We start from the raw sequence: 26607 nt of genomic DNA, 5'->3' as shown, positions 1-26607 counted from the left end.
GGGCCGGACCTCTCCCGTTGGCCGGAACACCCGATGCCGTGCACGCGGCAGCCGGAGACGACTTTTCCACCAGCGGGTTTCACGGCCGACCGGCGCATCGGAAATCGAACTTCGGCATCATGACGCGGTCCGATGCGGAAGGAAGATCAGATCCTCGGGGTGCGGCTCGCGCAGCATCGTCCAGTAGTCGACCAGGCGCCACGGGCACGGCACGACCGCCCGGCCCGCGCTGTTGCGGTAGTAGCCGTTGACCTGCGCACCCGGATGCACCCACACGGTTTCATCGAGCGCTTCGTCGACGCGGCGGTTGTACTCGTCCAGCGCTTCCTGTTCGACGTCCATGGCGGCATGGTCGTTCTCCAACAGGTACTGCAGGCACTCGATGATGTAGTGCACCTGTTCCTCGCCGGTGATGTTGTGCCCGGCGCCGTGGTTCGGCGCGGCGTTGGGCCCGGCGGTGACGAACAGATTCGGGAAGCCCGACGCCTGCACACCCAGGTAGGCGCGCGGGTCCTCGCCGCCCTTCCACACCTCGGCCAGGGTCCGGCCGTCCCTGCCGGTGATGTCGATCGTGGTGGTGAACTGGAGTTTGAACCCGGTGGCAAGAATGATCACGTCGGCGGGGATGAACGAGCCTTCCGTGGTGACTACGCCTTCGGGCGTCACACGCTGGAACGAGGCGCGGTGCAGGGTCACATGCTCGCGGTTGAGTGCCGCGAAGAAGCCGGGGTCCTTCACGATTCGCTTGGCATACGGGCGGAAGTCCGGGGTCAGCTTCTCGACCAGGTCGGGACGGTCCGGGAAGCTCTTGTCCAAGTACTCCAGTGCGGTGCGCAGCACCATGTCGTTGGCGGGTGACGCGGACAGGTGGGTGGCCGCCCACTCTTTGTCGATCCGCGGCAGCGGGTAGAGGTTGTCCGAGGCGAACCAGTAGGTGCGCAGCCGGAACCACTTGTCGTAGAAGGGCAGGTTGGCCATCGCCCACTTCTCGCCCGCGGGCACGTCGCCTCCGACGGTCTTCTCGGGCACCAGCCAGTGCGGGCTGCGAACGACGACATCGAGGGTGTCGACCTCGTCGACGATGCTCGCCACGACTTGCACCGCCGTGCAGCCGGTGCCCAGGACCACGACCCGCTTGCCGTGCAGGTCGATGCCGGTGTCCCATTCGGCGGTGTGCGCGATCGTGCCCGCGAAGGTGTCCAAACCCTCCACGTGGGGAATATTGGGCGCGTTGAGCATGCCGAGCGCGGTGATCACGGCGCGAGCGCGGTGACAGGTGACCATGCCGTCGCGGTCCTCGGTCACCACTTCCCAGCGGTTGTCCTCTGCCAGCCAGGTCGCCGACCGCACCCGCTTGCCGAATCGGATGTGCTCGCGCAGCCGGTACTTCTCGACCACATCGAGCAGGTAGTTCTGGTACTCGGGGCCGGTCGGATAGTAGCGGGTCCAGTTCGGGTTGAGCTCGAACGAGTAGGAGTAGTAGTGGCTGGGAGTGTCCACCGCCGCGCCGGGATAGGTGTTGCGATGCCAGGTACCGCCGATATCTTCGCGTTCTTCGAAGATGGTGAAGGGGAAACCGGCCTCTCCGAGCTTGATTCCCGCGTTGATGCCGACGATGCCCGCACCGATCACGATCACTTCGAAGTCGGCAGGCGGTGTCACCGTCACCGGGACGTGGCGTCGATCCTTGGTGAATCCGGCCTGCTCCAGCAGGATCGGCACGAACTCCGCATCCACCCGCTGAGCGGTGCAGACGGTCGCCATTCGGCGGAACAACTCGTCGTCCGGCACCCCGAGCGCGGCGACGGAATCCGGGGTGAGCACCTCGCGGGCGCGGGCGCGGATGTCGGCGGCGACGTCGTCGGGATAGGTGCCGGGCGGTACCGTCGGCCGTGTGCCGGTGCGGTAGTGGTTACCCGGCTCCTCGAGCGACAGGCGCGCGCCGAACTCGTCGAGCAGTCCGAGATCACCGGTCACGTGCACCATCGACATCAGAAGCGGCGCCGGCTCGCATTCCGCGATCGCCTGTTGCAACGCGGCTTCTCGGCCTGCGGCGGAGACGCCGGCGACGATGGTCTCGGTCATGAGCTACCTTCCGGGAGTGGCACGCCCATCCGGGCGAGCATGTCTCGTGGGTTGGAGGGCGGGCTGAGCGACAGCAGTTGCTCACCGCGCCGGGTCGCCGAGGCGGTGCACATGGCATCGTCGGAGAAGACCCAGAAGTCGCCGCGGGCGATCTGTTCGACCATGTGCTCGGCGGCCTCGAGCGGGTCGAGCCCCTTCTCCACGTTGTCCCGCTGCATCGCGGCGAACACCGCGTTGGCGGTCGGGTCGGTGGTGGGCGCGTCGCGCTGGGCCGCGAGGAAGATCTCGCTGCGGATCGAATGCGGCACCACCGCGCTGACTTGGATGGGAGCGCCGACGACCGCTAGGTCCTGCCACAGGCACTCCGTCATCGCCTGCACCGCGAACTTGCTGACGATGTAGGGCGACTGCACGGCGACGGTGTTCAGACCGCCGACCGAGGACAGGTTGGCGATGCATGCCGGGGTACCCGCCTCGATCATGCGCGGCACGAAGGACTTCAAGCAGTAGAAGACCCCGTCCACGTTGATCTGCATGAGCCTGCGCCACCGGGCGGGATCTATTTCCCACAGCAGTCCCGCCGACTCGACCCCCGCGTTATTGATCAGTAGTTCGACGCTGCCGTGCCGGGCGAAGATCGTCGCGGCCATGTCCTCGACCGCGCCCGCGTCGGCGACATCGACCCCGAAGCCCTGGGCGTTGCCGCCGTGCTCGACGATCTCCGCGGCCACACCGGCGGCGCGGTCCTCGTCGATGTCGGCGACGACGACGGTCATGCCGAGGACGCCGAGGTGGCGGGCCAGGCCGCGGCCGATTCCTGCCGCCGCACCGGTGACCACGGCCGTGCCGTGGGAGAACCGTTCTCGTGCGGTCGTGGCCATCACACTCCCTCCGGGAGGATGTGGGGGTTGGCCCATGCCGGTGGTTCTCGCCGTGGCAGTTCGGTGCGCCCGTCGAGCGACATCACCGGGGTGTTCGTCGCCCATGGGAAGTGCAAGCTGAAGGCCACCAGGCCGGTACGGCCGACGGCGGGCATCGTGCACATCTCCAGCACCGTTTGGGCGAGGTATTCGACCGGCTCGGTGTCGTAGTCCTCCGGAAGGAGCGTCGCCGCTCCCGGAGTCATGATGGCGGTCGAGGGTCCCACGGCGTTGACCGCTATGCCCTCGTCGACCAACTCCGCGGCCAGCCCCTGGGTGAAGCGGTGCAGCGCGGCCTTGACCGAGGCGTACACGACGTCGCCGGAGGTTTTGTTGTACTCGCGGAACGGCCGGATGGGGCTCAGACCGGTCGATGATCCGATATTGACGATCCAGCCGCTGCCCTGCTTGCGCAGGTGCGGGATCGCGGCGCGGCAGAGCGCGAACGGCACCTCGAGGTAGTGCTGGACGGTCCGGTGGAACGTCGCGTCGCTCATCTTCTCGATCACGCTGTAGTCCGCGAAACCCGCGTTGTTGACCAGGATGTCGATGCCGCCGAGTTCCTCGACGACCTTGTCGACAAGGCCGGCACGTTGTTCGACGTCCTCCAGGTCGGCCGGGATGGCGATCGCCCGACCGCCTGCCGCTTCGATCAGCTGCACGGTTTCCCCGAGGGAGCCGGACAGCACGTGAGTGGCGCCGTCACGGATCGACGGTCGCGGGGAGTTCGACCGGGCCGTGACGACGACGGTCGCGCCTTCTGCGGCCAAACGCTGCGCGATGGCCCGGCCTATCCCCCGGCTGCTGCCGGTTACCAGGGCGATCTTCGTCGTAAGTCGCTGTGTCATGACACCTCCAGCACGTCGCGCATCAGCTGCCAGAGCACCTCTCGCGCCGGACCGGTCAGCGAGAGGCTCGGGAAGGTCAGGAATCCGTGGAATAATCCGTCGAAACGATGAGCGGTGACCGGGACACCCGCCTCCGCGAGCCGCCGGGCGTAGTCTTCCCCCGCCGAGCACGGCGGATCCAGCTCGGCGGTCGCCACCACCGCCGCGGGCAGCCCAGCCAGCGATTCGGCCCGGCTCGGCACCAGGTACGGGCTGTCGGTGCCGTGCGGCGCGTACTGCTGCCAGTACCAGCGCATGGCCTTGGTGGTGTTGTAGTAGCCCTCGCCGTAGAGCCGGTAGGACTCGGTGGTGAAGTCGTCGTCGATCACCGGATACAGCAAGATCTGGGCGGCGATCGGCGGCCCGCCGCGGTCACGCGCGGCCAGGCTGACGGTGGCAGCCAGATTGCCGCCCGCGCTGTCACCGGCCACGGCGAGCCGACCCGGGTCGCCGCCGAACTCGGCGGCATGCGCGGCCGCCCAGGTCAGCGCCGCGTACATGTCCTCCATCGCCGCGGGGCCGGGATGCTCGGGCGCGCGCCGGTAGTCCACCGAGACGACCACGACGCCGACCGCGTCGGCCATCGATCGGCAGAATTCGTCATGGCTGTCCAGATCGCAGAAGACGAATCCGCCGCCGTGCGCGAAAACCACCACCGGCAGCGGCGCTTTCGCGTCGCGCTCGGGCACGTACACGCGCACCGCCAGATCACCGCCAGGGCCTTCGATCACCCGGTCCTCGGCGATGCGCATGCGGGGCAGGCGCGTCAGCGGCGCCCGCCGGGACACGATGAGCTCGCGCAGTTCGGCGGCCTCGTGCTGCGTCACATCCGGGAACGACTCCAGTGCCGCGAGCATGGCCTCGACATCAGGGTGCAGGTCCGGCCGTCGCCGCGAGCCCGCCGCTGGGACCCTGGCGCCGCCGAGGTCGAATCCTTTGTATCCGGCGGCGGCCACCTCCGAGCAGATGCTGTTGTAGTTGCCGAACCCGCCGATGTAAGGCATGAAGACCCGCGGCTTGCCCGGGATGTTCGCGCCCATGTACCAAGAGTTGGCGGAGGGGAACAACGTGGCCGCCGCCTTCGCGTTGCACTCGGCCACCCACTCCTCGACCGACTCCTCGGTCGCCTCGATGGTGGTGTGCCCGTGTTCGTCGAGATGGTCCAGGCAGCCCGCGATCCAGTCCACGTGCTGCTCGGCCATCAGCACCATGTTGGCCAGCACGCTGGGGCTGCCCGGACCGGCCAGGATGAACATGTTCGGGTACCCGGCGACCGCCAGCCCGAGGTAGGTCCGCGGGCCCGCCGACCAGTCCTCGCGCAATTCTCGTCCGCCGCGGCCGCGGATATCGATGCGCGACAACGATCCCGTCATGGCGTCGAAACCGGTGGCGAAGATCAGCACGTCGAGGTCGTAGGACTGCGCCGTGGTCCGCACCCCCGTCTCGGTGATCTCCTCTATCGGCGTGCGCCGCAGATTCACCAGGGTGACGTTGTCGCGGTTGTAGGTCTCGAAGTAGCCGCTGTCGGTGACGATCCGCTTGGTACCGATCGGATGGTCGTTCGGGATCAGCTGATCGGCGAGCTCCTGATCGCGCACCATCTCGCGGATCTTGGCCTCGACATACTCGCGCGCGGTGTCGTTGGCGGCCAGGTTCGTCGTCTGGTCCGGAAATGCCTTGGCGAACAGGTAGCCGCCGCGCTGCCACCACTCGTCGTAGATCCGGGTCCGCTCGGCGGCATCGATCTCCAGTGCGCCCTTGGGGTACGGGCTGTTCGGGGTGCCGCCGCCGCTGATTCTCGACAGCCTGCGCCGCTCGGCGTAGTTCGCCTTGACCTCGGCCACGAACTCCGGATCCAGCGGGCGGTTGCCCGCCGGGATCGAGTAGTTCGGCGTGCGCTGGAAGACATACAGGTGCTCGGCGTGCTCGGCGATCACCGGGATGGCCTGGATGGCGGAGGAGCCGGTGCCGATGACGCCGATCCGCTTGCCGGTGAGATCCACGGACTCGTGCGGCCATTCGCCGGTGTGGTAGACCTCCCCGCCGAAGGTGTCGCGGCCCGGGATGTCGGGCATGTTGGTCGCGGACAGCACACCGGTGGCCAGGATGCAGAAGCGCGCGGTCACGGTGCGGCCGGTGTCGGTGGAGATCGTCCACCGCTGGGCCTGCTCGTCGTAGACAGCGGCGGTCACCCGGGTCAGGAAGTCGTAAGCAGAGCGCAGATCGTGCCGGTCGGCGACGTGATCGAGGTAGCGCAGGATCTCCTCCTGCGTCGCGAACCGCTCCGACCAGGTCCACTCCTGCTGCAACTGCTCGTCGAAGGAGTAGGAGTAGTCGATGCTCTCGACATCACAACGCGCACCGGGGTACCGGTTGTGGTACCAGGTGCCGCCCACGCCTTCGGCGGACTCGAAGCCGTGCACGCGCATACCGCGGCCGCGCAGCCTGTACACCGCGTACAGGCCGGATATCCCCGCCCCGACGACGACGGCGTCGAAATCGCTGTCCTGAGTTGTCACTTGATTCACTTCCCTCGATGAGGTGATCGTCGGCTGGAGCCACACCGTAAGTCGCGCAATGCCTTCCGGAACGGCGCGCTCCCATCCAGCGGTCTTCGGGTTCCCCGAGCCGGCGGCACTGCCCGCGGCGACGCCGGGGCGGGCGGCGCACTCCCGCCCCGGCACTGGTCATCCGATGCTGGTCGCGCTCACGCGCCGACCGACTCCCCCGTGTCCGCGGCCGCCGCGGCCTTCTGCGCTTCCTTCATCTCCCGCATCCACATCCACTCGTGACCCCAGTAGCTGTCCGCGGTGATCTCTTCGGCGGTGTAGTAGCTCTCGTCGACGAGCTTGCCGCCGTAGCCGTACTCGATGTCCCAGCCGCCGGGCACCCGGACGTAGAAGGAGATCATCTTGTCGTTGGTGTGCCTGCCCAGCGTGGAGGAGACCGGGAAGTCCCGGGCCAGCACCTGGTCGTAGGCGCGGCCGACCGCGTCGAGTTCGTCGACCTCGACCATCACGTGGATCAGGCCCGGATCGCGGCCTTCCAGGCTCGGCATGATCGCCAAGCTGTGGTGGCGCTGATTGACACCCATGAACCGGATCCGCAATGGCGGGGCCTCCGGCGGCGAGGGCATCCGGAACGCGCCACGAGACAGGAAGCCCAGCGTCTCGTTGTAGAAGGCGAAGGACTCGTCGAAGTTGGTCGTCGGCATCACCACATGGCCCATGCCTTGCTGTCCTGTGACGAAACGCTGACCATACTTGGTGAGCACCGGGCTGTGCTCGAGCACCGGGCCGTGGAAGAACTCGAGCGGGGTGCCGCCGGGATCCTTCATGCTGAACCCGGCCTCGACCTTGCGCCGGTCGGCCAACTCCTGTGACATCGGGGTGGTCTCGAATCCGGCGGACCGCAGATGCTCGGCCAGCCGGCGCAGCGCGAGGCCGTCGCGAACCTCCCAGCCGACGGCGGTAACCCGGTCGACGTCACCGCGTTCGACGGTGATGCGGGCCGGCCGCTCGTCCATCCGGAAGTGCAGGGCATCCTCTTCCGGACCGAAGCCCGGCGCGAATCCCAATACCTCGAAACCGAGTTCGCGCCAGCGCTCCATATCGGTGGCGAGAACCCGGACGTAGCCGAGCCCCTTGATTTCGGTCATCGTTGCTCGTGTTCCTTTCCGAACCGGTCAGATCATCACGCGCAGCGGTCCCGGCGGGACCTCCACGCCCAGCGACGCCAGGGCAGCGGCGTGGTAGGTGGTGCTCGTGACGTGAATGGCGTGGTGCAGGCCCGCGTGGGCGTCGCGCCAGAACCGTTGCAGCGGGTTGTCCATACGCAGCGCGTTGCCACCGGCCCGGTCGAAGATCTCGTCGGCGGCGCGGACCGCGCGCCACGCCGCACGCGCCTGGTCCCGGCGCACCCGGGCGCGGGTCTCGAAGTCGATCTCCTCGCCCCGGTCGACACTGTCGTAGATGCGGTCGACGTTGGCGAGCAACTGCTGACGGGCGGCGTCGATCTCCGAGGCGGACTCACCCAGCGCGTGCAGCACGTACGGATCGTCCTTGACGACCGTGCCGGTGGCGCCGACGCGGTTGCGCTGGTAGGCGATTCCGGCGGCGAGCACGCCCTCGCAGATGCCGATGGTCGCCGAGGTGATGCCCAGCGGGAACATGGTCGACCAGGGCATCTTGTACAGCGTCTCGGTGACGCCGTACTCCTTGGCCGCGGTGCCGTCCATGACCTTCGCCGAGTCCATCACCCGGTAACTCGGGATGAAGGCGTTTTTCACGACGATGTCCTTGCTGCCGGTGCCGCGCAGCCCGACCACATCCCAGGAATCCGCCACGATCTCGTAATCCGAACGGGGCAGGATGACATGCAGGCCCTGCGGCGGCATCAGCGGCTTGCCGTCCGGGCCGCCGACCATGGCGCCGAGGAAGATCCAGTCACAGTGGTCGGTGCCCGAGGAGAACTGCCAGCGCCCGTTCATCACGTAGCCGCCGTCGGCGGGCACCGCGACCCCGCCCGGCATGTAGGGCGAGGCCTGCCAGGTGTCGCCGTCCGCGCCGAGCACCTCGTCCTGCACCTTCGGGTCGGCGAAGGCAAGCTGCCAGGGGTGCACCCCGACGATGCCGCCGACCCAGCCCGCCGAGCCGTAGATGCTCGCGGTCTTCATGACGGTCTCGGCGAACTCGCGCGGATGTGCCTCGTAACCGTTGTACTTCTTGCGCTGCAGCAGCCGGATGAGGCCGGCTTCCTTGAGCTGGGCGGCCATGCCGTCGGTCAGCCTGCCCAGCGAATCGGATTCCTCCGCGGCGGCGCGGATCTCGTCGGCGATGGCGACGATGTTGTCGAGGACGGTGTAGGACATCGGAACTCCTGGTCCGTGAAGTCTGAATGGGAGGATTGGATTGTCAGGAACCGGTGGAAGCGGCCTCGCGGTTCGCCGCCAGGTTGGGGGCGATAGCGCTGCGGCCCGCGGCCAGGTTGGCGTCCACCTCGGCCTGCCAGTTCTGCAGGGCGCGTTCGGTGTCGATTTCGAACTCGAACCGGTTGACCATCTGGGGCTTGACGTCTTCGACGTCGACGTAGAACTGCTCGTACCAGCGGCGCAGCTGATAGACCGGGCCATCCTCTTCGCACAGCAGCGGATTGTCGATGCGCGCCTTGTTCTTCCAGATCTCGACATCCTGCTCGAAACCGATGGCAATACCCCGGCCGACAGCGGCGGCCATCGCGTTGGCGGCCTCGTCGTCCATCCCGGCAGGCTTCTCCACCAGCACGCCGTACTGGAGCCGAAACGACGTCGGGGTGATCGGGTAGTGGCAGTTGATCAGGTAGATGTTCGGCTCGTCGCGGTCGGCGTACTGGGCGCTCCACAACTTGTCCACCATGTAGGAAGGACCGTAATAGGTGGCGTCGGAACGGCTCTCGGTGCTCAGGTCGGTGGTGTTCGTGCTGACCCCCACCGCGTCGGCACGCGGCCGTGAGCGCATGAGTTGGGTGGCGGTGTGCCCTTCGAAAACGTTGCGGAAATAGGTCGGCATGCCGTAGTGCACGTAGAAGAAGTGCGCCATGTCCACGACGTTGTCGACGATCTCCCGGCAGTGCGAGTCCTCCACCAGGATCGAGTTCCACACCCAATCGGTCCAGCCCGGGTCACCGTAGGTGGGGATCTCCGGGATCGTCAGCTCGGCCGGGGGCTTGCGGCCTTGCGGGTCGTTCCAGACGAACAGCTGCCCGCTGATCTCCATCGTCGGCCATGCTTTGGTGCGGGCCAGCGGCGGCACCCGCCGGGCGTACGGGATTGCCGCACACTTGCCGTCACCGCGCCAGCGCCAGTCGTGGAAAGGGCATGCGATCGTGTCGCCTTTCACGGTGCCGTGCGCCAGGTTGCCGCCCATATGGGGGCAGAAGGCGTTGAGCACGTTGATCTTTCCGTCCTCCCCGGCGAATACGACGAGCTCGGTGCCGAAAGCGGAGATCTGGTGGGGCTTTCGGTCGGCGAAGTCGCGAACCAGGCCCAGGCAATGCCAGCCACGGGCGTACCGCTCGGGTGGCAAGCCGGTGTCGATGACACGGACCCGGTCTCCGGTTGCAGGGGTGGCAGTCACGATTCCTCCTGGTCAAATGGGCTGCGACCGCAGAACTCGGCGCACTACCACCAGCTTGGCAAGCGCGATTCCCGGTGTGACGTGGATCTCCTGCTGAGTGGGACGGCGATTCCATCGGGTGCCGCCAGTCCTCAGTACTCGATCGCGATCTCGTCGCTCACCGGTTCCGCCTGGCAGGCCAGAATGTAACCCTCGGCGAGGTCGTCTTCGGTCAGGATGTCGTTGCGGGCCAGATTCACCCGGCCCTCGGTGAGTGAGCAGACACAGGCGCTGCACGCGCCCTCCCGGCACGAGTACGGTGCTTCCACGCCGGCGTCGAGCAGAGCGTCGAGCAACTTGCGTCCCGCCGTCCATGGCACCTCATGCTCGGCACCGTCGATGCGCACCCGAACCTGGGCGACCACCTCACCCCCCGCGTCCGGACCGGTGTCGGCAGTTCGGGCGGTGAACGGGTCGCTCTGCAGTGAGAGGAACCGCTCCGAGTGCACCCGGGAAGCCGGGAAGCCTTCGGCCGCGCACACCTCGGTGGTGAGATCCATCAGCGGCGTCGGCCCGCAGATGTAGACCGAGCGGTCGAGGAAGGGACGCAGGAGCAGCGACAGGGTGCGCCGAGTCGGATACCCCTGTACGGACTCCAGCACGTGGATCACCGAGAACCGGTCGGCGAACCGCTGCTCCAGCTCTCGCAGTTCGCGGCCGAAGATGACCGAGTCCTGGTCCCGGTTGGCGTAGATCAGCACCACGTCGCCGCTGCCGGCGAACAGGATCGACTTGGCGATCGCGATCACCGGGGTGATGCCGCTGCCACCGGCGACCAGCACCACCGGTTGGTCCAGCGAGGCAGGGGTGAAGGTGCCCGCGGGCGGCAGCACCTCCAACTCGTCGCCGGCCGAGACGGTGTCGCACAGCCAGTTGGAGCCGTGGCCACCCTCGACCCGCTTGACGGTGAACTTCATGGCCGCGTCGCTGTCTGGTGAACTCGACAGCGAGTAGCACCGTGCCGAGCCGGTGCCGACGTCGGGCACCCGGACGGTGAGGAATTGCCCGGCCTGGTAGCCGGTGTCCGTTCCGTCGAGCGGCTCCACGACGAAGGACCGCGCGTCGGCCGTCTCCTCGACGACCTCGAGCACCCGGACCCGACGGCCGCGCGATTCCGGCGTGATCGTCACCGAGTCCGCGAGGGCCTCCAGACCGGCACTCGTATCCGTGGACATCCGCCCTCCTGGTCGTGTCGATCATGCATGCTCCAGGTCCGGCCGGATCGGAGCACCCGGAACGCTAGGCGCGGGATCGCGGGTCCGGTCCGGAACGTCTCGCTGATCGGGAAGTTTGTGCGATTGTGACGGCGCTCTCGTGTGATCCTCGGTGCACACACGCGGTGCGGGCCGTTTGAACCGCACATGTACGTGGTAGTACCGTGACTCCCGTCACAGTGATGTGACGAGGTGCTGGGAGGTCGAGTGAGAACATCAAGTCCCGCGGGCGTGCCGGTCTCGGTCGTCGAGCGGATCGCGCTGGTATTGGAGACGTTCAACGGCGCGGGCCCGTTGACCCTCGCCCAGGTGACTTCCCGAACCGGTCTGCCCCGCTCGTCCGCGCATCGCCTGCTCGAGCAGCTCGCCACCGCCGGGTGGCTCGCTCGCTCCCCGGAGCAGACCTATGAACTCGGCGTCAAGGCTTACGAGCTGGGCCAGGCCGCGCTGAATCAGAACCGGCTGCTGCAGGGAGCGCGGCCGGTCATGCAGGCATTCGCGCACCGGACCGGCCTCACGATCCAGCTCGCCGTGGTCGACCACGGCGATACGGTCTACCTCGCCAAGTTCAACGGTCGCGCCTCCGGCCCGACTCCCACTGCCGTGGGGCAGCGAGTGCCCGCGCACCTGACCGCCGTCGGCAAGGTTCAGCTGGCGATCACCGAGACGACCCGCAATCCGCACGTCGCGCATGGGCTCGTGCGCACCGACGCCGGTGAGCTGGTCCGGCGAACGACGCAGAGCATCGCCTCCGACGCCCAGCTCGAGGACGAGTTCGCCGTCATCAGGGACCGGGGGGCTGCCTTCGATCGCGGGGAGGCGTTCTCCGGCCTCGGTTGCGTCGGCGTCTCCATCGGCCCACCGGACCACCTTTACGGCAACCTCGCCGGTCTCTCCATCTGCGCGCCGGTCACCGCGCTCGACTACCGCAAACTGGTCGGACCCGTCCGCGTAGCCGCCCGCGAGATCTGGGATCGCTGCACAGCCGCGGAGCTTGCCGCCCACCCGTAGGGACCGATAGCGGGTCCGGGCAAATGGCGCGTACACAGCTGGCACGGATCAGACGAGCAATTGCCATATGGAAAGCGGGCACAGCGCCACGATCGGCACCACCGAGGCCGCCGCTTGCGGCACCGCGCTCATAGCGCCACACCCTTTCGCCCCGCTGTGCTCGGATCAGCAGCGGACACCACGTAGATAGTGCTCGACGCCCCACTTCTCACCGAGCCTCGCGACCATGGAACCGCCGATCTGCCGCAGTGCCCAGAGATGCCTGGTTTTCAGTCTCCTCGGGTCTCCGACCACGGCAGTACATGGCCGAATTTGGCACGTAGCAGAGCCCCGATCTCGGCGATCGCGAGCATCGCTCGGGCCGAGTTCTCCGCCCGCATCAGGAAGCCGTGCAGCACACCGGGATACCGCGTGAGCGTGGTCTGCACGCGGGCATCGCGCAGCCGCGCGGCGTAGCGCTCGCCCCAGTCCCGGATCGGGTCGCCCTCGGCGGTCACCACGATCGCCTGCGGCAGACCGGAGAGGTCCGTTGCGTAAGCGGGAATCCGGTAGCAGTCCGGTGGCGTGGGGGCGCCGGTCTCGGCGAGCTCGTGCAGGTACGTGATGTCCTCGCGGAGCAGCATCGGCGCGTTGGGCATCGCCACCACCGACGCCGCCCCCATGTCGCGATCCAACCCTGGATACAGCAGTACCTGGGCGAACAGTGCCGGGCCGCCACGGTCGCGGGCCAGCAGGGTCACTCCGGCGGCGAGACCGCCCCCGGCGCTGTCCCCGGCCACCGCGAGGCGGTCGGCGTCGACACGCAGGTCACGAGCGTGCTCAGCCACCCACACGGCAGCCGCGTAGGCCTCCTCCACCTGCACCGGGGCCGGCCACTCGGGTGCCAGCCGGTAGTCCACCGCGACGACCGTCGCACCGCTGGACATCGCGAGGTTCCGTGCCAGTGGTTCGAACGATCGGTTCGAGCCCATGGCGAGTCCGCCGCCGTGCAGATACACCATCGCCGGCGCGGCGGAGTCGACCGTCGGCCGATAGACCCGCAGGTCGAGCGGACCGTAGGGCCCCGAGATGGTGACGTCCTCGATCTGGGCCATCGCGGGCATCGACTCCGGCGCCGGCATGGCCTCGACGCCCGCGCGGACCGCCTCGATGCCGCGGGAACGCATCGACGGTATCAACCCGAGCGCCGCGATGCGTGCCGCGACGTCGGGATCCAACGGGGGAACGGGCACGAGACCTCCTCATCTCGGTTCACGTAAGCGGCTCCATGTGACGTGGTCGATCCGCTCGGCCTACTACCGGACCATTCGGGGTGCGGGAAGATGTGAGGTCCTGCGTTCCGCCGTACCGCGCACGAACCGGATCGGCGACCCGCAGGCCGTCTTTCGGAAACCGGGTTGAGTGTCCGCCGATCTCGATCGTGGTACCGGTGACGACGGCGATCGGGCGCATCAACTCACGTACAGCGCTGCGGTTCTCGCGGGCGGTGACGGGCGGGCCGTGGCGCGGCGTTCGCGCTGCGGCCCGCCTGCGGTCAGGAAGCGGTGGCGTCGGCGCCGCTGAACTTGCCGGCCATGTCGGATACGGCGCGGTAGGCCATGACCATGCCGGAGCCCAGCGGCACGCCCGGGCCCGGATACACCGGCCCGGCCACCGAGGCCGCGGAGTTGCCCGCGGCGTAGAGACCGGGGATCACGGTCCCGTCGGGACGCTCAACGGCGCCGACGTGGTCGATCACCGCGCCGCCCTTGGTGCCCAGATCGCCGAGGACCAGGCGCACCGCGTGGAGACGGGATCCGTTCAGCGGCTGCAGGCATTGTTCCGGCGACGCGGCACCTACGAAGAAGCGGCCGAACGGATCCTCGCCGCGGCCGAAGTCTTGGTCGCGCCCGCGTTCGGCGAAGTCGTTGAAGCGGCGCACGGTCGCGGTCAGCCGATCAGTATCGACGCCGATCGCGGAGGCCAGTTCCGCGATGTCGCCGGCGGTGTGCCACAGGCCTGCGGCCGACAATTCCTCCCGGTTCGGCGTGGGAGCGCAGATGGCGGGCAATTCGTCACCGGTCCGGTTGTCGAAGATGTACCAGAATACGTCGCCGTGGCCCTGCCGCATCCGTTCGCGCATGGCGCGGCCCATCCGGTCGTAGGGCAGCATCTCGTTGGCGAAACGCTGTCCGGTGCCGTCGACGACGATGCCGGCCCGCAGGCCGAGGGTGAAGGCGGCGTGCCCGTTCGGGAACAGGGTGGCCGGGCACCACCACGACTGGTCCAGCAGATCTGTTGCTGCACCGACGGATTCGACCAGCGAAAGAGCGTCGCCGGAGCCGGTGTCGGGGTGCGAGGAGGTCCAGTCGGCGCTGGGCATGTCTTGCCACTTCGCGCGCAGCTGCGCCGACCGCTCGAAACCGCCCGCGGCCAGCAGCACCCCGGCACGTGCCCGGATGCGGGATTCGGTGCTGTCCGGGCCGGTGACGACGACGCCGGTGACCCGGCCTTCCTCGTCCTGCACCAGTCCGGTGACGCGGGTGCGCAGCTTCAGCTCGGCGTGGCCGGAACTGTCGAGGGCGAGCAGCATCCTGGCGATCCAGGCCTGGCCGCCGTCGAGCACAGACCGGTCCATCTGGATGCCGAACTGGTCGACGGGCACCATCGGCCGGATGTCGCCGAGCCGGTCACCGACCTCCTCCGCCGAGATCGGGTGCGCGAAGATGCTGCGGCCGTTGGCGCTGCGCCCCGGCGCGTCGAAGTAGTCCGGGAAAGGGCGGTGCTCGAGCGGGATGCCGATCGTGTTCTCCAGGAAGTCGGCGACGACCGGGCCGGTCTGCAGGTAGGCGCGCTGCACCTCGGGCCGGGTGCGGTCACCGACCAGGGCCGAGAAGTAGGCCAGGCCCTTCTCGACGGAGTCCTCGACGCCTTGCCGGGCCAGCACGTGGTTGCCCGGAATCCACACGCTGCCACCGGAATACGCCGACGTGCCGCCAAAACGATCGGTCTTCTCGAATACGCAGGTGGACAGACCGCGATGGGTCGCGGCCAGCGCTCCGGCCAGGGCGGCGGCGCCCGAGCCCACCACTACAACGTCATAGGTACTGCCCCAGGTCATCGTCGACTGCACTCCATCTCTGCGTTCGGTGTGAACGGCGTCACGCTAGCCCGCGCGCGGCGCCGTCCCACCGGGCCATCCCGCTCAGCGGTCGGGCTATTCCGGCGCAGGGCTGGCGATCTCGATCAGGTGGCCGTCGGGATCACGGACCTTGCCGATGGTGCGTCCGCCGAAGCTGGCGGACGTCGTGGCGGGCATCTCCTCGGTGCCCCCGTGCGCACAGGCCGCGGCCAGCAGGCCGACCACATCCGCGGTGTTGAGCACCAGTTTCACGAACATCGTGCCGTGCTCGACCGGCGCGGGATCACCATGCGGTGCGATGAGTTCGACACCCGCCCTCCCCGCGCGCAGAATCACCGCGTCGAACGTGCCGGTGGAGAACCCGCTCTCGCGGGCGAAACCGCAGCCGGCGGTGTAGAACTCGGTGGACCTGGCGAGGTCGGTGACCCGGATCGCGGTGAGCGAGAGGGTGACCGGCGCTGTGGGCGTGCCATTCATCGGGTCTGCGATCCGCCGTTGAAATCGAGGGTCTGCCCGGTCATCCCGCCGGCCTCGTTCGACGCCAGATACGCGCAGAACGCTCCGACCTCGAAGGGGTCGCCCAGCCGGCCGATCGGGATCCCCGCGATCAGCCGCTCGAGCTGCTCCGGCGACATCTTCTCCGCCAGATTCGCCTGCAGGCCGAGGGCGACGATATTCGCGGTCACGCCGAACTGGCCGGTCTCGGCGGCGAGGTGACGGATGAAGCCCTCGATGCCGCTCTTGCCGGTCGCGTACATCGAGTAATTGATGTTCTGCCCGGTGCGTGCCGACCCCGACGAGATCTGCACGACGCGACCCCAGCCGTTGTCGCACATACCGTCGATGACCGCCTTGATGCAGTTCAGTGCGCCGTAGATGTTGAGGTTGATCGACGGCGGCCACTGTTCGGGGTCCAGTTGCCGGAAAGGCTTGATGACACGGTCCTCGGCGATGCCCGCGTTGTTCACCAGAATGTCGACGTGGTGGCCGAATTCAGCTTCGGCAGAGCGCACCGCGTCCACCGTCGCCTGGTAGTCCGTGACGTCGAAGGGCCGGGCGATGGCCTTGCGCCCTTCGGCTGTGATGGCCTTGGCCACTCGCTCCGCGCGATCAGCGAAAAGGTCGTTCACCACGACTGTCGCCCCTTGGCGCGCGAGCACCATCGCGATCCCCTCGCCCACGCTCTGGCCCGCGCCTGTGACCAGGGCAATCCGTCCGTCCAACTCGAACACGAGTTCACCTTTCGATCGATTCCGCCACCGAATCGCAGGGTGGCGTCCTGCCTCCGCCCCACTCTCCGAGGCCTAGGGCCAGATTGTCAATCATTGTTGGATTTTATTTTGGATCCAATCTGCTACGGTGCCCGTATGACGCCAGACAATCCGGCCGAAACGCCGCCCGAGCCGCCGGTTCTGACCGACTTCACCGACGGTGTCGCGCAACTCACCTTGAACAACCCTCGCCGCAAGAACGCCATCACCCTGGAGATGGCCGCGCTCATCGGCGACTTCTGCGCCCGGGTGGAGACCGATCCCGGCATAGGCGCGGTCGTGGTGCGCGCTGCAGGCTCATACTTCTGCAGCGGCGCCGACACCAGGGACCTGGCGACCTCCTCGGCCGACCCCGCCTCGCCGGAAGCGGTGAGCCGCACATCCGCGGTCTACGGGGCCTTCGTGCGAGTGGGCATGCTGCCGGTCCCGACCATCTCGCGGGTAGTCGGCGGCGCCGTCGGCGCCGGGCTCAACCTCGCGCTGGCCACCGATCTCATGGTGGTCACCCCGCAGGCGCGGCTGGAGAGCGGATTCCTCGCCCGCGGCATCCACCCGGGCGGCGGGCACCTGGCCCTGCTCGGCCGAGCCGTCGGCTGGTCGAGCACCATAGCGCTGGCCGCCTGCGGCCTCTCGCTGTCCGGCACCGAGGCCGTCGCCCGCGGGCTGGCCCACCTGGCCGTCGACGAGTCCGAATTGGACGCGCGCATCGCCGAGCTGACCGCACCGGCCGCCACCGATGCGGAGCTCACCCGCCGGATCATGAACAGCGCCCGGCTCGAGCTCGGCCCTCCTGCGGTCAGCTGGTCGTCGGCCCTGGAAATCGAGCGGGGCGTGCAGATGTGGTCGATGTCGCGCAAGGGCGAGGGCTCTTGGTCGTCACGGGGACCGGGCCGATGACCGCCGTCGTCACCGATTCGGTCATCGACGACGCCGCCCTGCGGCGGCTGCGTGACGAGGTCCGCGCCTTCTTACGCACGGAACTCGACACCGGTGCCTTCTCCCCCGCGCCGGACAACTGGATGAGCGGCTTCGACCCGGTCTTCAGTGCCCGGCTGGGCGCGCGCGGCTGGCTCGGCATGACACTGCCGCGCCGGTACGGCGGGCACGAGCGGCCGCTGCTGGAACGCTTCGTGGTCACCGAGGAACTGCTCGCCCACGGCGCGCCGGTCGCCGCGCACTGGGTGGCCGACCGACAGATGGCGCCCGGCATCCTCGCCAACGGCACCGAGGAGCAGAAGCAGCGCTACCTGCCCGGCATCGCCGCGGGCGAACTGTTCTTCGCCATCGGAATGAGCGAGCCCGACGCCGGCTCCGACCTCGCCGCCGTGCGGACCAAGGCGATCGAACACCCCGACGGCTCGTGGACGATCAGCGGCACCAAGGTCTGGACCACCGGCGCGCACGTGGCGCATGCGATGGTCTTGCTCGCCCGCACCGACGGCGGCCCGGGCGACCGCCACGCCGGCCTCTCCCAGTTCCTGGTCGACCTGGACCATCCGGACATCGAGGTGCGCCCGCTGCGCAGCATCGATGGCGGCGCGCATTTCAACGAGGTCGTCTTCCACGACGCGCACGTCACCGCGGCCGCCCTGCTGGGCAGGCGCGGCGAGGGCTGGGCACAGGTGATGAGCGAACTGGCCTTCGAGCGCTCCGGCCCGGAGCGCTACCTGTCGACCATGCCGCTGCTGCGCGCCTGGGCGGCCGAACTGCGGCGCACCGGCGCCACCGAGCAGCAGCGGGTCACCCTCGGTGCGCTCACCGCCCGCGCTTGGGGGCTGCGCCGGATGTCTCTCGCGGTCACCACCGAGCTCGCCGCCGGGCGCAAGCCCGACGTGCTCGCGGCGATGGTCAAGGATCTCGGCTCCACCTTCGAGGGCGACGTGGTCGAGGCGATCCGCGCGTGCACGGACGTCACACCGCGCCGCGAGGGCGGTGACCCGTTCGCCCGGCTGCTCGCGACCGGGATTCTGCACATCCCGGCGTTCACCCTTCGCGGCGGCACGAACGAGATCTTGCGCGGAATCGTCGCGCGCGGAATGGGTTTGCGATGACGCACTGGAACACCGAATTGATCGAGGCGGTCGCCGCGATGGCCGAGCGCGTCGGGATCGACACCACCACCCCCGCCGCGGGAACCGACGGCGCGCTGTGGGCCGCCCTCACCGAGGCGGGCTTCACCGAGATCGGCATCCGGGAGGAGCACGGCGGCAGCGGCGGCAGCACGGCCGACGCGCTGTCGGTGGTGCACGCCGTCACCGCGCGGGGCGCGCTCACGATGCTGCTCGAGCACACGATGCTGGCCGGCCGCCTAATCGCCGAGTGCACCGGCAGCCCGGCGAGCGGTCCCGCAACCCTCGCTGTCGCAGGAGACCACTGCACCGCGCGCGACACCACCGAGGGCACGGTGCTCGACGGCACCGTCACCGGCGTGGTCCACGGGTCCGACGCCGCCATACTGGTGGTGCTACTACCCGCGCCCGGTGCGGGCGAGCGGCCGTCGGTCGCGATCATCGCGGCCGACGCGCCCGGTGTCACCGTGGAGCGCGGCAGTGACCTGCTCGGCGCCTCGCTCGATGACTACCACTTCGAGGCGACCCCGGTCCAGCTGCACGAATCAACTTTTTCCATAGAAGAATTGAACGAGCGTGGCGCGCTGTCCTACGCGGTGGCGCTGACCGCTGCGGCGGGTGCGGTTCGCGATCGAACACTGCGCTATGCCGCCGAACGGGTCCAGTTCGGCCGCCCGCTCGCCAAGTTCCAGGCCATCCAGCAACGGCTTGCCGGGCTCGCCGCGCTCACCGCGTTGATGGAGGCGGCGACCGAGGCCGCCATGACCCACGACGCCGCGAGCGAGGATTCCGCGGCACGGCGCAGCGCGATCGCGGCTGCCAAAGTGGTGACCTCCGCGTCGGCCCGGGAAGTTGCCGCCGCCGGGCACCAGATCCACGGGGCCCTCGGCTTCACCTCCGAGCACATGCTCGGGCGCTCCACCACCGCGTTGTGGAGCTGGCGGGACCGCTACGGTTCGGAGCGGTATTGGGCCGAGGTGCTGGCCGGGCAGATTCTCGATGGAGGCGCCGATCCGTGGGAGCTGATCACCGGTACCGATTCGACCGGAGCCGTTGCCGCAGAGAGGACTTCACGATGAGTGTCACCACCACCGACGAGACGGGCGTCGACGGCCGCGCCGCTTGGCGCGCCGCGGACACCGCGACCGCAAACGGCGTGCTGAGCGGGCTACGCGTGCTGGATCTGAGCCGCGTGCTGGCCGGCCCGTACACCGCGCAGATGCTGGCCGACCAGGGCGCCGAGGTGATCAAGGTGGAGGGGCCCGGCGGCGACGAGACCCGCGGCTGGGGGCCGCCGTTCGTCGATGAGGGCGCCAGCAGCGCGTACTACGCCAGCCTCAACCACAGCAAGGACAACATCGGTCTCGACCTGCGCACCGACGAAGGCCGCGATATCCTCGCACACCTGCTCGCCGGCGCTGACGTTGTGATCGAGAACTTCAAGGCGGGCACCATGGCGCGTTGGGGGTTCGATTTCGAGACGGTGCTGGCACAGCGGCATCCGCGCCTGATCTACTGCCGCATCACCGGTTTCGGCGTGGACGGGCCGATGGGCGGGCTGCCCGGTTACGACGCGGTGTTGCAGTCCTTCGGCGGACTGATGAGCATCAACGGCTACCCGGACGGCAATCCGCTGCGGGTGGGGGTGCCGATCGTCGACATCGTCACCGCCAACTTCGCAGTCAACGGCATCCTGCTGGCGCTGCTCGAACGCGAGCGCAGCGGCCGGGGCCAACTGGTCGATCTGGCGCTGCTGGATTCGGTCATCTCCCTCCTGCATCCGCACGCGGCCAACTGGGTCGCCAGCGGCAACGTGCCGCAGCGGACCGGGGACTTCCATCCGACGGTGGTGCCGTACCAGGTATTCCGTGCCGCCGACGGCGACTTCTTCGTCAGCGCGGCCAACAATCGTCAGTTTCGTTCACTCGCCGAGACGCTCGGGGTGCCCGAACTCGCAGATGACCCGCGCTTCACCACCAACGGGCAGCGCTACGCCCACCGTGAGGAACTCGTCGCGATCCTGGCCGAACGGATCGCACCGTGGTCGCGGAAGGAACTGGCCCTGCGACTCGAGCAGGTCGGCGTGGCCGCCGCGCCGGTCAACACCGTGGACGAGGCGCTGCAGGCCCCGCAGACGCGCCATCGCGGCCTGTTCCTCGAGACGAAGGACTATCGAGGTGTCGGTGTACCGGTCAAGCTGAGCCGATCACCGCACCGCACCCCGCGCCCCGCTGTGCCGCGCGGCGCCGACACCGCGGGCGTGCTGAGCGCCATGGGCTACAGCGCCGAGCGGATCGCCGCGCTGCGGGCAGCTGGTATCTTCGGAGACCCGTGAGCGAGCGAGCCGAGAGCACGGCAACGGATGGAGTGCGGGACGTCGGACGGGCAACCGGCCGGGTCGTCGAGGAAATCGAGCGCCTGATCGTGTCCGGGGAATTGTTGCCCGGCCAGCCGATCCGCCAAGTCCTGATGGCCGAGCGGCTCGGCGTCAGCCGGTTGCCGATCCGGGAGGCGCTGCGCCATCTCACCGCCGAGGGTTTGGTCGAGCACGAGCCCAACGTGGGCTACACAGTGGCGCGTCTACAACAGTCGGACTTCGACCAGATCTACCTCATGCGTGCCGCGCTCGAGCCCGAGGTGCTGCGGTCGCTGCCGCCGTTTCCAGAAGCCGCCCTCGCCGAGGTCAGCCGGGCCGCCGAACTGGTGGTCTCCGCCGCCGAGCAAGGCGACGTGCTCGCCATGCGGCTGCACAACCACGCCTTCCACTTCGCGATCTTCGAGCGATCGCCACTGAACCTGGTGGTCGCCGAGATCCGGCGGCTGTGGACGCTGGCCATGCCGTACCACGCCGCCTACCTCTACGATCCGGCCGCCCGCGCCCGCGTGGTGGCCGAACACGACCAGATGATCGAAGCGCTCGCCCGCCACGACAACGAGCGGCTCGTCGAGTTGATGAACGAGCACCGCCGAGGTGGGGAGACGAGCACCGGGATCATGTTGCGCGCCACGCGCACAGCTACGGCTCACCCGGCCGATCCCACCGTTCCCGAGGAGTAGAGCAGTGACTGTTCCGACCGAGCATCCGCCGTACCGTTTCGCCTGGGATCCCGATGTCGCCGTGCTCGTCGAACGGATCGAGCGCAACGCCGCGGCCCCGGCGCGCACCGTCGGTGTCGAGGCGGTCCGACGTTCGCTCGAGTCCATCGTGCGCCCGCCCGGCCCGGAGATGGCGGCGGTACACGACACGGTGGTCGATGGTCCACACGGCACCATTCCGCTGCGCGTCTATCGCCCGTACGCGGCCCCGAAGACGGGGGCGCCCACACTCGTCTGGTTCCACGGCGGCGGCATGATCATGGGCACGCTGCGCTCCTTCGACCGGCTCGCCCGCGATGTCGCCCACGCCACCGGTGCGGTGGTGTTCAACGTCGAGTACCGGCTCGCACCCGAGCATCGCTACCCCGTCGCCAACGACGAGGCCTACGCGGCACTGGGCTGGGTGAGCGCGAACGCCGCGGCATGGGGCGTCGACGCCGCCCGCATCGGCGTCGGCGGCGACAGTGCGGGCGGCGGCCTGGCAGCGGCGACCGCGCTGCGCAGCCGGGACCTGGCCGGGCCCGCCATCGCCCAGCAGGTGCTGTTCTATCCCGGCGTCGAACGACGCACAGAGCGTCCGTCGATGCGCGAGTTCGGCGATTCCCCCTTTCTCACCGCTGCGGACATCGACTGGATGAAGGGCTTGTATCTGGGCGAGGACCCAGCCGCCGACGACGCCTATGGCGTACCCGCGCTGGCGAATTCGCTCGCGGATCTGCCGCAGGCCATCATCGCCGTCGGCTACGGCGATCCGATCCGCGACGCCGTCGAGGCCTACGGCGACCGGCTGCGCGACGCCGGCGTACCCACCGCACAGCTGCGCTACCCGGGCGTGGGCCATGGCTTCGCTATGCAGACCGCCTCGGTCGCCCGCGCTCGGGCGGCGATGGCCGAGGTCGGTGCCCTGGTGGCGGCGCGTTTTCGGCAGGCGTAACCGGCGCGACAACATGACACCGGCCCCGGAGCGGATGCTCCGGGGCCGGTGTCATGTTGTGCCCGATGCTCAGCCGCGCACCGGCGCCAGGAGCTTCTTGAGCGGAACGGTGTTGTCGGACAGAACCTCTGGACCGGGACGATGGCCCTTGCCGAGCGCTGACCGCAATGCCACGAAGTCTGCCGGAGAATTCAAGCATTCGGCGGCGATCAGCACGTCATCGGTGAAGTACAGCGCGACCCGGCGACGCGGGCGATCCGGGTCCACCCGCACCAGCATCGAAGTGTGGCCACCGATGAGACCCGTGATCTGCAACTTGTGATCGCCTTGATCGGACCAGAACCACGGGGCGGCCCGATCCGGGACCGCCCTGCCCAGCAATACCGCCGCTGCGGTGTTGGCCTGCTCGACCGCGTTGTCCACCGACTCGAGCCGGTAGCGGCTGCCGGTGCTGGACACGTGAGTGGTGCAGTCACCCACCACCAGCGTCCACCCGTCGGAGGCCAGGCACCGCTCGTCGACGACGATTCCGCCATCGCATTCCAGCCCGAACTGTTCGGCCAGCTCGGTGCGCGCTTCGGCCCCGATCCCCACCAGCACGGTCACGGCCGGTATCTCACGGCCGTCATCGAGCCGCACCGCGCGAATCCCGTTGTCCCCGTGCAGGATCTCCACCGGAGCCGCGCCCAGCACGACCTCGGTGCCCATCGCGCGATGGGCGGCGAGCAGGACACCGGCCGTGTCCGGGCCCACCGCGCGAGCGAGCAGCCGCTCACCCGCCTCGATCACGGTTACCTGCGCCCCCAGTGCCCGCGCGGTGGCGGCGACCTCCAAGCCGACGAACCCGCCGCCGACGACGACCATGGGCCCGGCCTGCACCCGGGTGGCGAGCGACCGGGCGTGGTCCAGGTCTCGCAACACCAACACGTCGGGATGGTCCGCGCCCGGCAGCGTCAACCGCCGCGCCCGCGCCCCCGTCGCCAGCACCAGCCGGTCGAACCGCCGGATGAGGCGCTCGCGGTACCGGGAGAACTCCACCTGCACTCCCGCCGGGGTCCGCTCGAGTTTCTCCACCCGCGCCCCGGTGATCAGTTCGATCTTCTGGTCCGCGTAGTGGGCGGCGCCGCGCAACAGCACCGAGTCACTGCTCGCCTCGCCCTTCAGCCATGCCTTGGACAGCGGTGGCCGCTGGTACGGAAGGTGTGGTTCGTGCGAGATCAGTGTGATCTCTCCGGTGTAGCCCTCGGCGCGGAGGCGATCGGCGAGCTGCACACCAGCGTGCGAGGCCCCGACGACCACGACGCTGTGCGGCGCCGACGCCTCCGCACCAGGAATGTCCTGCGCTGCGGTCATCGTTCAGACCTGTTCCTCGGGGATGGTCACGTGCAGGTCGATCCCCTCCGACAATTCGAGCTGGCAGGACAGGCGTGAGTTGTCCTGCCGGTCCGATGCCGTGCAGTCCAGCATGTCGTCCTCGTCCTCGGTGGGCTCCGGAAAGAACCCGAGCTCCTTTTGATCGAGGTAGACGTGGCACGTGGCACACGACAGCGTGCCACCGCACTGGCCCACGATGCCGTTCACGCCGTTCCGTACAGCGGTCGACATGACCGAGTCGCCGGCGACGCCGTCGACGACCTTCACCACGCCGTCGGGCTGGGTGTAGAACACTTTCGGCATCGCTGCTCCTACCAGCTGACCGGCAGATCGACGACCGGCTGGGTCAGATTGTCCATGTCGACGACGGCCTCCCCCTCGAGCTTCAGCCCCGGCAGGCGCTTGAACAGCTCGGCAAGGCCGACCTGCATCTCCATACGGGCCAGCGGCGCCCCGAGGCAATGGTGCAGGCCATAGCTGAGGGTCAGGTGGGGATTATTGCTGCGGCGGATATCGAAGACCTCGTCACGTTCGAGGGCCACCCCGTCGTGATTGGCGCCGGCTGGATCGACAAGCACCGCTTCACCCCGGGCGATCAGCTGACCGTCCAGTTCGATGTCCTCGGTGGCGACGAACGGAACGAGGGCACCGGAACCGATGACAGTTTCGCCGAGCGCCATTCGTCCGTGCCGGAGGATCTCCTCGACCGCGGTCGGCGCAATGCCGTCCGGGTCCTGCAGAAATAGCTCGAGCTGATCGCGGTTGCGCAGCAGCGACAACACACCGGCGCAAATGAAGTTCGCCGTGTTGTCGAAGCCGCCGATGATGAGCACCAGCGCGATCGGCAGGATCTCGGCGTCGGTGAGGCTGTCGTCCTTGTCGCGGGCGTTGGCCAGATCGCTGAGCAGATCCTCGCGCGGGTTCTTCCGTCGTTCCTCGATCAGCCCCATCATGTACACGACCAGCTCGGTCATGTTCGCGACGACCTCTTCTTCGGGCATGTTCGCCACGGCGAGGGTCGACGAGCTCCACTTCTGGAACTTGGGCCTGTCCTCCGGCGGCACACCGAGCAGGTTGGCCAACATCTGGATCGGCAGCGCCACCGCGTAATCGTGCACCAGGTTGGTCGGCGCGCCCTTCGCGACCATCTCGTCGATCAGATGATTGGCGAACTCCACCGCCGAATCGCGCATGGCCTTCACCCGCTTCGGCGAGATCGAGCGCTGCACCAGCTTGCGCAGCTTGGTGTGATGCGGCGGATCCTCGAACTGCAGAGTGGTCCGCAAGAAGTCCGGGAACTCCACGAAGTACGGGGTCACGCGCTCACCGGTGCGGAACGGCTCACGCACGAACCGGGGGTCGCTCAGCATCTGCCGCGCTGCGGCGTTGCGATGGATGATCCAGGCGTCTCCGCCGAACGGCAACGTCATCTTCGTCATCGGACGATCCGCGGCGATGGCGTGGTACCGCGCGGACGCTTCCTCCGGAGTGACCGCACCGAAGGGGTATTCGGTGGCCGCTGTCTGGGTTGTACTCATGTGATGGCTCTCCAAGGTGACGTCGGGACTCAGGAGACCGGCAGCTGGGGCGGGGCGACGACCTGCGGCACGGCCTGCGGCGTGATCGCCATGATCTGCTCGAACTGCTCGGCCACGGTCTCGACGGTGAGCGAGGGATCGTGGATGCCGACGGTGTTGACCAGGGCCAGCCGGTTCACGATGCCGCCGGCCACGTTGAACACCTCGCCGGTGACCTGACAGTCGGGATGGACCAGGTAGGCCACGACCGGGGCGATGTGCTCGGGCAGCATCGCCGTGCGCATGTAGTCCATGATCTCCGGTGTCAGCGTGTCGGCGGCGGCCTCGAGCATCCGGGTGCTCGCGCCGGGAGCGATGGCGTTGACCTTGATGCCCGCCTCCAAGCCCTCGAGCGCGAGGTTGCGGGTCAGGCCGAACAGCGCGCCCTTGGAGCCGCCGTAGTGCGACATCCCCGGGTTGCCGAGCATGGCCTGCGAGATGGTGTTGACCACGCGCGGAGCCGCGGCCTCGAGCAGGTGCGGCCAGGCCGCACGGCACAGCCGCATCGCGCCGAAGTAGTGCACGTTCAGGTGGCGCTGGTACTCCTCGTCCGGCACCTCGCGAAACGGCGCGGCGCGGACGATACCGGCGTTGTTGACGACGGCGTTGAGCGCGCCGAACGACGACACGGCGGCGTCGACCAGGGCGCGTGCGCCTTCCTCGGTGGACACGTCGGCGGTGCAGGCGACGGCCTTGCCGCCTGCGGCGGTGATCTCGTCGACCACGGCCGCGGCCGGATCGTCACCCTCTACACCGGAACCGTCGGCGCGGGCGCCCAGGTCGCCCACCACCACGGCAGCGCCGCGCGAGGCGAGCAGCAGCGCGTTCGCCCGGCCGATGCCGCGGCCCGCGCCGGTCACGATCACGACGCGATCGCTGAAATCCAGAGTTGCCAT

22 protein-coding genes and 2 pseudogenes are annotated in these 26607 nt (G+C 68.6%); 7 read left to right on the top strand and 17 right to left on the bottom strand.

Annotated features, from left to right (window positions below):
* Positions 1 to 117 precede the first annotated feature (117 nt).
* From QMG86_RS15305 to QMG86_RS15265, 9 genes and pseudogenes are all read right to left on the bottom strand, one after another.
* Positions 118 to 2085: a flavin-containing monooxygenase gene (locus QMG86_RS15305; RefSeq protein ID WP_281880290.1), complete on the bottom strand. Its 1968-nt coding sequence runs from the start codon at positions 2083 to 2085 to the stop codon at positions 118 to 120.
* Complete coding sequence (locus tag QMG86_RS15300) at positions 2082 to 2966, bottom strand: SDR family NAD(P)-dependent oxidoreductase (RefSeq protein WP_281880289.1); 885 nt, start codon at positions 2964 to 2966, stop codon at positions 2082 to 2084. The genes QMG86_RS15305 and QMG86_RS15300 overlap by 4 nt, the downstream gene beginning before the upstream one ends.
* Positions 2966 to 3853 carry an SDR family NAD(P)-dependent oxidoreductase gene (locus QMG86_RS15295; protein WP_281880288.1) on the bottom strand — a complete coding sequence of 296 codons (888 nt, stop codon included), beginning with the start codon at positions 3851 to 3853 and terminating at the stop codon, positions 2966 to 2968. Before QMG86_RS15295 ends, QMG86_RS15300 begins: the two co-directional genes overlap by 1 nt.
* A pseudogene (locus tag QMG86_RS15290) lies at positions 3850 to 4539 on the bottom strand (alpha/beta hydrolase); the annotation flags it as partial. The gene QMG86_RS15295 and the pseudogene QMG86_RS15290, both read right to left, overlap by 4 nt.
* Positions 4540 to 4806: 267 nt before the next feature.
* Positions 4807 to 6411: pseudogene (locus QMG86_RS15285) on the bottom strand (flavin-containing monooxygenase); the annotation flags it as partial.
* Positions 6412 to 6599: 188 nt separating this feature from the next.
* The gene (locus QMG86_RS15280; protein ID WP_281880287.1) at positions 6600 to 7550 is read right to left on the bottom strand and encodes a VOC family protein; all 951 of its coding nucleotides are present in this window, start codon (positions 7548 to 7550) and stop codon (positions 6600 to 6602) included.
* Positions 7551 to 7577: 27 nt separating this feature from the next.
* Positions 7578 to 8762 carry an acyl-CoA dehydrogenase family protein gene (locus tag QMG86_RS15275; protein ID WP_281880286.1) on the bottom strand — a complete coding sequence of 395 codons (1185 nt, stop codon included), beginning with the start codon at positions 8760 to 8762 and terminating at the stop codon, positions 7578 to 7580.
* A 43-nt stretch (positions 8763 to 8805) separates the two neighbouring features.
* The gene (locus tag QMG86_RS15270; RefSeq protein ID WP_281880285.1) at positions 8806 to 10005 is read right to left on the bottom strand and encodes a 3-ketosteroid-9-alpha-monooxygenase, oxygenase component; all 1200 of its coding nucleotides are present in this window, start codon (positions 10003 to 10005) and stop codon (positions 8806 to 8808) included.
* A gap of 131 nt (positions 10006 to 10136) precedes the next feature.
* Positions 10137 to 11219 (bottom strand): ferredoxin--NADP reductase, encoded by a 1083-nt coding sequence (locus tag QMG86_RS15265; protein WP_281880284.1) that lies wholly within the window; start codon positions 11217 to 11219, stop codon positions 10137 to 10139.
* 246 nt (positions 11220 to 11465) lie between these two features.
* Between QMG86_RS15265 and QMG86_RS15260 the strand changes: the two genes are divergently transcribed.
* Positions 11466 to 12269 (top strand): IclR family transcriptional regulator, encoded by an 804-nt coding sequence (locus QMG86_RS15260; protein ID WP_281880283.1) that lies wholly within the window; start codon positions 11466 to 11468, stop codon positions 12267 to 12269.
* A 269-nt stretch (positions 12270 to 12538) separates the two neighbouring features.
* Here QMG86_RS15260 and QMG86_RS15255 read toward each other — a convergent pair whose 3' ends face one another.
* The 4 genes from QMG86_RS15255 to QMG86_RS15240 form a co-directional block, all read right to left on the bottom strand.
* Entirely contained in the window at positions 12539 to 13501 is a 963-nt protein-coding gene (locus tag QMG86_RS15255) for an alpha/beta hydrolase (RefSeq protein WP_281880282.1), read from the bottom strand.
* A 302-nt stretch (positions 13502 to 13803) separates the two neighbouring features.
* Entirely contained in the window at positions 13804 to 15369 is a 1566-nt protein-coding gene (locus QMG86_RS15250) for an FAD-dependent oxidoreductase (protein WP_281880281.1), read from the bottom strand.
* A 96-nt stretch (positions 15370 to 15465) separates the two neighbouring features.
* On the bottom strand, positions 15466 to 15867 hold the full coding sequence (locus tag QMG86_RS15245) for a VOC family protein (RefSeq protein WP_281880280.1): 402 nt from the start codon (positions 15865 to 15867) through the stop codon (positions 15466 to 15468).
* Positions 15864 to 16622, bottom strand: a complete 759-nt coding sequence (locus QMG86_RS15240) for an SDR family NAD(P)-dependent oxidoreductase (protein ID WP_281880279.1) — start codon at positions 16620 to 16622, stop codon at positions 15864 to 15866. The genes QMG86_RS15245 and QMG86_RS15240 overlap by 4 nt, the downstream gene beginning before the upstream one ends.
* A gap of 135 nt (positions 16623 to 16757) precedes the next feature.
* Here QMG86_RS15240 and QMG86_RS15235 point away from each other — a divergent pair, with 135 nt between their 5' ends.
* From QMG86_RS15235 to QMG86_RS15210, 6 genes are read left to right on the top strand one after another with little or no spacing between them, the layout of a single operon-like run.
* Positions 16758 to 17558: an enoyl-CoA hydratase-related protein gene (locus tag QMG86_RS15235; RefSeq protein ID WP_281880278.1), complete on the top strand. Its 801-nt coding sequence runs from the start codon at positions 16758 to 16760 to the stop codon at positions 17556 to 17558.
* Positions 17555 to 18712 carry an acyl-CoA dehydrogenase family protein gene (locus QMG86_RS15230; RefSeq protein ID WP_281880277.1) on the top strand — a complete coding sequence of 386 codons (1158 nt, stop codon included), beginning with the start codon at positions 17555 to 17557 and terminating at the stop codon, positions 18710 to 18712. The genes QMG86_RS15235 and QMG86_RS15230 overlap by 4 nt, the downstream gene beginning before the upstream one ends.
* Positions 18709 to 19809 carry an acyl-CoA dehydrogenase family protein gene (locus tag QMG86_RS15225; RefSeq protein WP_281880276.1) on the top strand — a complete coding sequence of 367 codons (1101 nt, stop codon included), beginning with the start codon at positions 18709 to 18711 and terminating at the stop codon, positions 19807 to 19809. The genes QMG86_RS15230 and QMG86_RS15225 overlap by 4 nt, the downstream gene beginning before the upstream one ends.
* Positions 19806 to 21065 carry a CaiB/BaiF CoA transferase family protein gene (locus QMG86_RS15220; RefSeq protein ID WP_281880275.1) on the top strand — a complete coding sequence of 420 codons (1260 nt, stop codon included), beginning with the start codon at positions 19806 to 19808 and terminating at the stop codon, positions 21063 to 21065. Before QMG86_RS15225 ends, QMG86_RS15220 begins: the two co-directional genes overlap by 4 nt.
* A complete protein-coding gene (locus QMG86_RS15215; protein ID WP_281880274.1) occupies positions 21062 to 21787 on the top strand; it encodes a GntR family transcriptional regulator in 726 nt (241 codons plus the stop codon). The genes QMG86_RS15220 and QMG86_RS15215 overlap by 4 nt, the downstream gene beginning before the upstream one ends.
* Positions 21788 to 21791: 4 nt before the next feature.
* Positions 21792 to 22760: an alpha/beta hydrolase gene (locus tag QMG86_RS15210; RefSeq protein WP_281880273.1), complete on the top strand. Its 969-nt coding sequence runs from the start codon at positions 21792 to 21794 to the stop codon at positions 22758 to 22760.
* A 69-nt stretch (positions 22761 to 22829) separates the two neighbouring features.
* On the opposite strand, the gene QMG86_RS15205 is transcribed toward QMG86_RS15210, so the two are convergent.
* The 4 genes from QMG86_RS15205 to QMG86_RS15190 form a co-directional block, all read right to left on the bottom strand.
* Positions 22830 to 24113: an NAD(P)/FAD-dependent oxidoreductase gene (locus tag QMG86_RS15205; RefSeq protein ID WP_281880271.1), complete on the bottom strand. Its 1284-nt coding sequence runs from the start codon at positions 24111 to 24113 to the stop codon at positions 22830 to 22832.
* 3 nt (positions 24114 to 24116) lie between these two features.
* The gene (locus QMG86_RS15200) at positions 24117 to 24437 is read right to left on the bottom strand and encodes a 2Fe-2S iron-sulfur cluster-binding protein (protein WP_281880270.1); all 321 of its coding nucleotides are present in this window, start codon (positions 24435 to 24437) and stop codon (positions 24117 to 24119) included.
* 8 nt (positions 24438 to 24445) lie between these two features.
* On the bottom strand, positions 24446 to 25438 hold the full coding sequence (locus QMG86_RS15195; RefSeq protein WP_281880269.1) for a cytochrome P450: 993 nt from the start codon (positions 25436 to 25438) through the stop codon (positions 24446 to 24448).
* A 263-nt stretch (positions 25439 to 25701) separates the two neighbouring features.
* The gene (locus tag QMG86_RS15190) at positions 25702 to 26607 is read right to left on the bottom strand and encodes an SDR family NAD(P)-dependent oxidoreductase (RefSeq protein WP_281880266.1); all 906 of its coding nucleotides are present in this window, start codon (positions 26605 to 26607) and stop codon (positions 25702 to 25704) included.

This window comes from Nocardia sputorum (assembly GCF_027924405.1).
GTDB classification, from domain to species: domain Bacteria; phylum Actinomycetota; class Actinomycetes; order Mycobacteriales; family Mycobacteriaceae; genus Nocardia; species Nocardia sputorum.
The sequence above is the reverse complement of the archived record's forward strand: the minus strand, read 5'-3'. Positions and strand labels throughout refer to the sequence as shown.